This window comes from Deltaproteobacteria bacterium (assembly GCA_016874735.1).
Taxonomy (GTDB): Bacteria; Bdellovibrionota_B; Oligoflexia; order Oligoflexales; family CAIYRB01; genus CAIYRB01.
The window spans coordinates 1-9,857 of the sequence record VGTI01000090.1 but is presented as its reverse complement, the minus strand read 5'-3'; the positions used below and the strand labels follow the sequence as shown (position 1 = coordinate 9,857).

The 9,857-nt window shown below is 52.4% G+C and carries 8 protein-coding genes; 6 read left to right on the top strand and 2 right to left on the bottom strand.

The features are described from left to right. The coding region (locus FJ146_18285; protein MBM4253920.1) for a hypothetical protein at positions 1–225 on the bottom strand (225 nt) is incomplete at its 3' end. Between the two features lie 147 nt (positions 226–372). On the opposite strand from FJ146_18285, the gene polX reads away from it, so the two are divergent. The 3 genes from polX to FJ146_18270 all read left to right on the top strand — a co-directional run bounded on the left by polX (position 373) and on the right by FJ146_18270 (position 5,526). Next, positions 373–2,058 (top strand): DNA polymerase/3'-5' exonuclease PolX, encoded by a 1,686-nt coding sequence (polX, locus tag FJ146_18280; protein MBM4253919.1) that lies wholly within the window; start codon positions 373–375, stop codon positions 2,056–2,058. Between the two features lie 61 nt (positions 2,059–2,119). Next, positions 2,120–4,360, top strand: a complete 2,241-nt coding sequence (locus FJ146_18275; GenBank protein MBM4253918.1) for an AMP-binding protein — start codon at positions 2,120–2,122, stop codon at positions 4,358–4,360. Between the two features lie 62 nt (positions 4,361–4,422). After that, positions 4,423–5,526, top strand: coding sequence for a hypothetical protein (locus tag FJ146_18270; protein MBM4253917.1), 1,104 nt, complete (start codon positions 4,423–4,425; stop codon positions 5,524–5,526). 387 nt (positions 5,527–5,913) lie between these two features. Here the strand turns inward: FJ146_18270 and FJ146_18265 are convergent, their stop codons facing one another. Then, positions 5,914–7,740: a serine protease gene (locus FJ146_18265; GenBank protein ID MBM4253916.1), complete on the bottom strand. Its 1,827-nt coding sequence runs from the start codon at positions 7,738–7,740 to the stop codon at positions 5,914–5,916. Positions 7,741–7,845: 105 nt separating this feature from the next. Between FJ146_18265 and FJ146_18260 the strand changes: the two genes are divergently transcribed. The 3 genes from FJ146_18260 to FJ146_18250 all read left to right on the top strand — a co-directional run. Further along, positions 7,846–9,039 (top strand): DUF3419 family protein, encoded by a 1,194-nt coding sequence (locus FJ146_18260; GenBank protein ID MBM4253915.1) that lies wholly within the window; start codon positions 7,846–7,848, stop codon positions 9,037–9,039. A 16-nt stretch (positions 9,040–9,055) separates the two neighbouring features. Next, a complete protein-coding gene (locus FJ146_18255; protein ID MBM4253914.1) occupies positions 9,056–9,499 on the top strand; it encodes a DUF2721 domain-containing protein in 444 nt (147 codons plus the stop codon). Then, positions 9,462–9,857 (top strand): hypothetical protein (locus FJ146_18250; protein ID MBM4253913.1); only part of this gene is annotated, 396 nt, incomplete at its 3' end. The genes FJ146_18255 and FJ146_18250, both read left to right, overlap by 38 nt.

Below are 9,857 nucleotides of genomic sequence, written 5' to 3'. Positions count from 1 at the left end.
ACGCCGCATCTCGCTCGTCGTATAGTCCAAAAATTCGAAACACACAGGTTTCTTGATTTTATACGCAAATGCTTCGGTCAAAAATACATGCGATATATGGGTTTCGATGTGCGTAATCGCGCGTGACGTTTCGGCACCTTCGTATTGATTGATCGCCGCACACAGATCACTCATTTCATATCTTGATGTGTACTTGGTCAGATCGGTAACGTTTGCGTGAGACATACCCAGCCCTCCTGTACCAAATACACTGCAAATTAATGACCATGGCTTAAATGTTGCTTCAAGTACTGGGGAGTCGACGCCATGCGTTATATGACGCAATTCACGTTTAGTGACTCTCAGATTTGCAACTGACCAAGGTGAATTGGGATGCTGGGCGCTAATACGACTGTGGCAAGCCAACTTGATGAGACGGCCGATTTACTGGCTCTGACTAATGCCAATCCGTTCAGAGTGCGTGCCTACCGTAATGCGGCAAGGACCATTCGTTCGCTTGAAGATCCCCTTGAAACATTGCTCACTAGCCCCGCATTTAATCTAGACGACCTGCCTGGAATCGGTAAGGATCTTGCCAGCAAAATTACTGAGATTGTGAAACATGGTACTTTCAAAGTGCTGAGCGAACTGCGCCGTCATGTCGCGCCCAGCGTAAGGGAGTTGATGCAGCTACCCGGCATTGGGCCCAAAAAGGCTATGCTGCTGACGAACACCCTTCATATTGCATCGATCCAGGACTTGGAAGCTGCGATTAAAACGGGTCGGATCCAGACCGTCAAAGGCTTTGGCGCCAAATCCGCTGCGTCCTTAGCCCGTGCCCTCGAACTGCGAGGTCTTAGTTCAGGTCGTATGCTCATCAACGAGGCTGACGCGCTTTCCCAAAGTATCTGCGACTATCTTTCCTCAATGAAAGGGCTCGACATAAAGGTCGCTGGCAGCCTCAGACGCGGCACTGAAACCATAGGCGATTTGGATTTTGTAGCAACGGGCTCTACAGCAGCAAGTATTTTGGAGCAGCTACTGACTTTCGATCCCAAAGCTGTCATTCTGACGCATGGACCTACTAAGATTTCGCTGCGTCTTCAGACTGGACGTCAGATTGATATACGTGTTGTATCGCCCAGTGAGGCAGGTGCTGCCCTCCTCTATTTTACAGGATCTAAGGCGCACAATATCGAACTGCGCCGCTTCGCACTCGCGCAAGGACTTAAATTAAATGAGTACGGTCTCTTCCGGGACGGTGTCCGCATCGCCGGGGCGACGGAGCATGAGGTATACAACGCCTTAGGGCTCGATCCCATCCCACCCGAACTTAGGGAATCGCGCGGTGAAATCCATTTAGCCGCGAAACATCACCTCCCCGCACTGGTCGAGTTACGAGACATACGCGGTGACTATCACACCCATACGATTGCATCAGACGGCAAAAGCACTATCGCTGATCTGGCAGAACGGGCCATGCACCTCGGCTACAAGTGCCTGGCAATTACGGATCACTCTCAACGCGTTACAGTCGCTCACGGCCTCTCTCAAGAACGGCTTGCTACGCAATGGTCCGAGATTGATAGATTAGGCGCGCTCTACCCTAAGTTGCGGCTTTTGAAAGGCATAGAAGTCGACATCTTGGACGATGGATCATTGGACATCAGCACTACCATGCTCAAAGCCGCGGACTGGGTCGTAGCAGCCGTGCACTACAACCGTAACCAAAGCAGGGTAGCGATGACCAAGCGGATCGTCAGATCCCTGAAGTCCGGCGTGATTCATGCGCTTGCGCACCCAACGGGGCGGCTCATCGGCAGGCGCCCAGAACTTTCGCTCGACATGGACCAAATTGCCAAGGCGGCTGCCGATTACGGAGTAGCTCTTGAGATTAACGGACAACCAGAAAGGCTCGATCTCAACGACCGACTGATAGAGGCTACTGCGCGCCATCCAGTCGATTTCGTCTTAGCGACGGATGCGCACGCAGTGGCTGAAATGGATTTCATGCGGTTTGCCCTGCTGCAGGCCCGCCGTGGCGGACTGAGCAAAAAGCGGATCGTCAACTGCCGCTAGTCTCAATGACCGATAGTTAGGTTATGATGTCAAAGTAATCACGACCAACTGAGGCAGACCCATGAACTGTATCGAGAGAATCACGCGTTGGCGGGAGCGCAAGCCCGCGCAGCTTGCGGTATGGGATTATCACCACGGGAGCATCACTTTCGATCAATTGTTTATTAACGCTGCGGGTTGGCAGAAGCACCTGGAGGCTCATGGGTTCAAGGCTGGTGACACGTTGCTAGTCGTGGCACCAGCTAATGCGTCGGTCTATGCAGTGAGCCTAGCGGTCATCGGACTAGGCGGTCGACTCATGGCCATAGATCCCGATTTATGCAACTCCAGGGTCAGCTACGCGGTGTCAGCAGCAAGTCCCAGCATTCTTATAACATCGACTAAGCACAGGTCTCCTCTTTATATGTTGGACGATGTGACAACCATTCAGCATCGACTGACGCTGGAGTCTCATCCTTCTAGCGATGGCAGCAAATTCCGAATCGTCGACGTGGCGCCCGATACTTGCGCCTCAATCACGCTCACGTCAGGAACCAAGGGGCGACCCAAGGGAGTCATCAGGACGCACAAATTCACCCTTGATCTCGTCGATCTCCTGACTGAGGGTGGTTGCCGTGATGCCTACGACGCCCCTGACCTAACGATATTTCCAGAAATTGGCATGCTTCATCTTTTTAGCGGTCGCGGCACCATCACAGTGGGGCAAGCGGCATGCCCACGGGAGCTACGGGCAGCAGCACGATTCGCCGCCAAAGCGCAGCCAAAAACCCTCACTGCTAATGCCTCATTTTTTAAACGTATAGCTGATGTCCAAGGATTTGAAAGTCTAGCGGCAATTTATATCGGCGGATCCTGTGTCGACATTACATTAGTGGATCAGATATGCAATCGCTGGCCAGCCGCTACAATAACCCATGTATACGGATGTCGCGAGGCGGATCCCATTGCCATTGTAGACGCGCGCACGGCGGCGACTAAAGCAAGAGAGCTCGGGGAATTGAAATTGCGGTATCTCGGTGAACCCTTACCATTCCTGAAGACTTGCCTCACAGATGAAGGTTTATGGGTGTCTGGACCGAATGTATGTGCTGAAGCGCTCATTGACCCAAGTCGTGGGATAACACCTACGCCCGACGAGAACACTGGATACGCCTGGCATCTAACGAGTGACCTCATCGATGTCAAAAATGATGGCTGGTACTTCGGGGGAGACACTTCCATGCCGTCTGGTCAGTTCCAATTAGAACAAAGAGCGTACCAGGGGCTAGGACACACCAAAGCCTTTGTCAAAGCAACTCGCAGTGGTGCTAAACTTCTATTCACTGAGAGTTGTCCAAAGGACAGGACTAAGCTCATGTCTGAACTACCAGAGATATCAGGAGTTGTGGAAACAACGATACGCTACGACCACCGTAACTTGGACCAAATCGACAGGGCAGCGACGGTATGTCCACCGCGTGCACTGAAGCGATGGCAGGTTTTTACCGGCGAACGTAGTAACCTCATAGGTATCGGCCTGATAGCCGCCGGTCCCGTGTTCGGTGGTTTCACACCTCATGGTGAAACTCGCAACTACCTTTTAGCTGCACTTTCTTTTGTTTTTGTCGCCGCAGGTTTAGTGCTCGCGCGTATCATGGACGAATGTAAGGACTACGAGAAGGACTGTGTGGTTAATCCAACGCGCCCACTACCTCGGGGACTACTCACTGTGGGTGACATGCGCCTTGGTATTCACACCCTGACGGTAGCCATGACCACGATTGCTTTTTCGCTTGCCTATCTGCAGGCTACCTGGGCTGCCATCATGGGCCTCGGTGCGACCCTGTACTTGCTCTTGATGGAGCGAGAGTTTTTTGTCGGCGAAAGACTAGCTAGGTCGCCCATTGTTTATGCATTGGTTCATCAGTTGCTGATAGTCCCGCTCTACCTACTGCCACTTCTTGCCGTGCCGCGCACTGTGGAATTAAGTCCAGTGCTGATGGCTGGGTTTATCTTGGCCAACCTTGGTGGTTCGATGGCCTATGAGATTTCCCGTAAGCTCAGCCCCTTCACGGTGGCAGGTGCGGGAACTTATTTGCAGGTTTACGGCCCAAGGTTGACGAGCTACCTCCTCGTAGCCTGCGGCTTCGTCACCGTAGTTGGTAGCGTCTCCATGCGCACCGTCTATCTCAGTGCACCTGCTGCGGTTATCTTACTGGCAGCTCTGATGTACTGGCGCCGTCATCCCGAGAAATATCGTCTGGTAGAATCGGCGAGCCTACTCGTGGGTATAAGTAGCCTATGGGCTCTAACTTTGTTGTGAATTGATTGACTTTACCAAATGGAACCACAAAGCTCCTAACTCCCTGAACCTCAAGAAGTTCGATGAAGTGTCGACAACTGACGGCAGAGGAGGGTGTCATGTACAAACTCATTTTAACTTCGGTGGCCTTAACTGCACCCATAGCATGCAACAAGCTCGATAGACCGACCGCTTCGAGTGCCGCCACAAATGTGGTTTCGCGAGATCTCGTCTTTTCTGGCGTCCAGTTTACTCCGCACGATAGTCACCCATTAAAGGTAGCTCTGATCGATCGCGATCTTGACGCGCGCCTTTTTATAGCGGACGTGGGCATTGCTTCTGGCAAATTTACGCTCACCAAAGAAAAAGCCCTAGTCGATGGACATCGCTACTTCCTTGACTACTACGCCGATGTCAACGGCAACCAAAGTTGCGACGCCCCGACTACAGATCATGTCTGGCGCATTCCTATTGATACCGTTACGAGTAATATCAGTATCACTGATACGCACAAGATGAATTTTCATGATTCTTGCTCGTCCTTCAGGGATGTTTATGCTGGTCCCACAGGTGACATGACCGTACTCATAACAGGTCGCTTGCTACTTGGCGATAGTGTAACCGATGCTCGGGGCATCACTCCTGGACAAGCATTAGTTGGGGCAAACGTGTTTGTGGAGGGCTTTGCCGATCAAGACACCGTGACAGATAGTACTGGGGCTTTTCGCCTATCTATCACCATGCCGCGTGATCAAGCCTTGCTTGCGACGGAGCGGCGTCTCATCATGTGGTACACCCAGCCGAAGCCGGGAAAAACATCAGCCGACTGGGATCTGGCTGACGCACGCTTTGGCGCGACTAAATCAGTCGCACTGAGCTCCAACCTAAATATCGGCGATCAAAAGCTTCAGTATACTAAGGCAGTCAATTTCAGGGTGCTGAGTTCTGTCGACCAAAACGGCATCAGCACGTGCTGGATCCACAGTAAAACCCTAGGTTCAAACCTAGTCATATGGTCGGGCACAGATGGCACCTATACCGTCGACTATCTGCCGCCCGGCTCCTACGACCTAGCGGTCGTATGCCCCGGCTATCAAAACGCAACGACGACCGTGACGGTGGGTGAGTCTAACGCCCGCAGCGCCAGCGACACGGCTCCCGATGTCATACTCACGCCTACGCCTTAAGAACGGCCAATTAGCGGCACCATGGAGTGCCGCCTACGGTCACGAAGCAGTTACCACGAGCGTTCAGAAAACCACCCATGCCGCCGGAGTGACCTGTCGTACTGCAGCCGGAGGCAAACGCTGTCATACCGAGCAGGATAGCGATCAACCAGGTTTTAGGACTCACCTTAAGAGACTTTGTGTGCATGTGATACCTCTATACGATGGCCAGGATGGGCCAGGAAAATTTGTCCGGCGACATACCAACCTGTCTGCATGCACTATGCCAGGGTCCGAGACTCGATTTTGCCAATAAATCTGTGTGCCTACAAAGGCACTCCAACGTCCAGGTTATAGACACTGTTTAACGCCAAGCCAATGTGCAGGCTGTTCACCTGGCGGTGGTGCTTAGAGGGCTTTCTCCCTAACTGTCATGGGAATACCGTTGATCGTGCACCGAATTTTGGCGCCGTGTCCGAGCGGACTTTCGCTACGGTAGGCGAATCTCAAAGTTGCGCCGCGCGGCACTTTCGACCACGCAAGCGCGCTAGTGCTATATTCATGGCTCAATTGACCGACCTCCTCAAAGTCGCGTCCTGCAGGCCATGAACTTAGGGACTCAAATTTGAGATGATGGTCACAGTCTAGACGCCAATTGAGCAAATCCGCCTCAGTTGGATTGTGCAATTCAAGGAAACCGGAATGATCGTCCGCCTTGAGAAAGCTCAACTCCATAAATGGCGTGCGCTTGACTCGCGTAAGCGTCATCGACGTTGGGCCGCTGGTCAAATTCGGTACAGTGATGACTACTTCAAGCGCATCATTAGAGACTACTGCCCCACCGGCAAGGACATTAACCCCAAAGGGGCCAACGTTGCATCCCCCGCCGGTCGTAGCAATTGCAGTTGAATCTCTGTTGTTATGTACTGACATCTGTGGCGTACCTTCGTAAAAATCACCGTGCCAGCGAACCATGATCCTATCGTCGTCGGCTATCAGCATGGGATCACCGTTCGTCGGTGCAACATGCTGACACGCCAGCTGGGCCCGAAGTGCATTGTTGATCGCTACGTGAAATTTGCGACCCGTACCTAATTCCAGCAACGTTGCTAATTGGCGCTCGGGATGCTGGAGATCGACAGTATCAGCATAAAGTTCATAGCGTCCTGCTGAGGTATCGACGACACAGAGGGGCTCACGGAGCAGAGGCTCTGTCGCCGTATCCAAAGCGCTGATATGACCTATCGAAACCGCGTGGGTGAATAGGTTCAGGACATGATTGCCTTGAGCCTCCTTCAACTTGCCATGCAGCTTGTGGTAGCAACGTCGATTGATCAGCTCACTCATGGCATTAGAGGCTGGATCTATTGTGCCATTGGGGCGTCTTACTTTGGCTGCGTTGATCCAATCTAAAAACGCAGCTACGCGTGTATAAACTCCAGGGTGGCCAACTTGAGCACAACTCTCACCCCAGCTGACGACACCAATGAGACTAGCCATGCCAGAGCTATCCGAAACAAAAAGAGGACCACCAGAATCGCCGTGACAACTATCAATCCCACCATTTTGGAGATAACCAGCGCATAATTGTTTGGAACTAAGACGGCTGTAACGCCCGCCAAGACTTTTACAAAGCTCATCAGCAATGAGGGGCACGGTCGCTACTTGCGCCGTGCTTGGCGGCAGATTGCCATAAGAACTGCGACTCCCCCACCCGATTACCTGAGCGAATTCAGGAAGAACGGCTGGCTGATCGACCTTAATCGGCGTTAATTGCACCCCGACATCAGCGTCGGCCAGAAATGTAGGCTCGTATTTTATTAAAGCGATATCGGCCCCATGATCACCGCGGAGAAAGTCGGGATGAATCTCAATTTCACTCACTTTAACGCGCGCTGCTTCAAAGTGATGCTGTGACCAGTCGTCGGATCCGACAAGCCAAAGATCGCGACTACGCATCTTTACGCAGTGACCGGCGGTGACTGCTAGTCCTGGCTCTATAACCGTGGCTCCGCAAAAAGGACCGCGCTGACCCTCCTCGATTAAGCCGACTACGAAGTGGTGCTCAAGATCTTGAGAACCGCCGATAATACGGGCGCTATTGATTGACCTTTGCGGCTGAGCCTGAGCTGTAGCCGCCAGGGAAAGTAAACTCAGTAGTGCTAAACCAGAATGCTTCATGGCGTCTCGTCCTTGAGAAAGCGCAAAATCATTTGGATCATCAGGTGCTATCATAAGCACCCACCTGAATTCATTCCACAAAGAACCTTTGTTTGCCAATTAAGTTAGTGTAAAGATTTTCTGCACTGTTAACTCTGTGCTACACTCTCGTATTACAAGATAAATCCGTCCCATTTAGAACTTTATGCCAAGCAAGTCGTGGTCTGGAGCGGCCAGGAATCTTTGCGGAGGGGGCTGCACTTGGACTATTTTTCGACCCTCAACTATAGCCTCGCTAACGAGGACTCGTCGGTGGAACTAAGCATCCTCCCCCCGGCAACAGCAAACGTCGTTGTTGTTGCCGGCAGCGGGGCCAGAGTGCTGCCTCTTTTTGCAAAAAATCCGCGTCGCGTGGTATGTGTTGACGTATCACCGGCGCAGCTCCAATTAACCGAACTCAGAATTGCGGCAGCAAGATCGCTGACGCTGAGCGATTTCCGCGATTTTTTCGGCTACAGCGCCACAGATATCGGCTGGCAGCGACGCCGATCGCTATTCTACCAGTTACAGCTATCGCGCGCCGCTCAAGAGGGCTTAGGCGCGATTTTCAATCACAACGGTTGGCAGCCAATCATCTACCTCGGACGCTGGGAGAGGGCTTTTAGGAAGCTGGCATCATTGGCGGGTAAAGTGATAGGTCCTAAAGCCATGGCCATCATGAATTGTCAGTCACTGGATGAGCAGCGCGGCTATCTGAAAACCAAGTTTCCGCATTGGCGCTGGCAATTAGCCATCGCCCTGATTGGTCAATCGTACGTGTTCAATCGCATGCTTTATGGCAGCCAGCTCCCCAGCCTCAACCTGGCTCGCAGCGATTATCGCTATTTCAGAGAACGTTTGGCCAAGACACTGGACGTATGTCCAGCTCGGGAAAACTTCTTTTTGCGTATCCTCATGCAGGGCCAACTGCCTGACCTTGACGGGCTGCCACTCGAATGTAGCGCGACCCTCTATGAAGCCATACAGCTAGGGATCGATTCCAGCGAGGTTCACTACGTTTGCTCAGATCTTTACGATTACCTAGCGCAAAACCCGGGATGTGCAGATTTTGTCTCCCTCTCCGATACACCGTCTTATGCCGAGTCGCGGAAATCTCACATCGACTCAACGCCCCTTGCGGCTGCCAGCAACCTAGCGACCCATCTTTCTACGGGACTGGCCAAGGGCGGTCTTGCCGTAGCTCGCTACTTCCGCCATCGCCCAGAAACGATGAGGCATCAGTCGTTAATCGACGTCACTAGCCGCTATATGCACGCAATTGAACGCGAATTAACTTGTATCTACGGCATCGATGTGTTTCAAAAGTCGGCGTGATTAGGAGTGGTTCATCTTGTTTCAATCGGTTTTAGACGTCGCCCATGCTATGCAAAATGCGGTCGCGCCTGTATTTCTCATCATGGGTGCAGGCACGCTCTTAGCCTCGATGTCAGTGCGTTTTGGCCGCGTCATCGACCGTGCTAGAGCCATCATGGATAACGAGGCTCTAGACTGGGATGAGCTTCGCGTGCTTCACAGACGGGCCAAGCTGCTCCAGCGCACCATATTACTCAACTCAGCTAGTATTTTTTGCGTGGCCCTCACGATTTTTGTGATCTTTGGCAGTCTAGTATTTGATCTTTATTTGCCGGTCGTCGTGCCGACTCTATTTTCACTGAGCGTCCTACTCCTGATAGCCGCGCTCGCACTGTTCATTAAGGATTTTGCGATTTCACTTAGAGTACTCGAATCCCAGCTGCATGCATGCCGTCAAAGGCAGCATACGAAGGTCAGCTAAATATTGCACTCACGGATGGGGGAGTTGCGTGCCTGGTAAACCCTTAATTGATATTTCTCCGTCTATCAGCCCGCGTCTAGCTGTTTGGCCAGGTGACATCGGGTTTAACCGCCAGGTCCAGCTGGATATGGCGGCCGGGGCTAATTTAACCCTCTCTAGTCTGAGCACCACGGTACACCTCGGCGCTCATGCTGATGCTCCAAGTCATTTCAGCCAAACTGCTCCCTCCATAGATGAGGTCGATTTGGCGCCATACCTGGGACCTTGTACGGTGATCACGTGCAATAAGCCTCGCGGTGCGCTCATCGAAGCATTTGACGTGACGCCGGTGCTCACCAAGGGGGCCAAACGCGTCCTA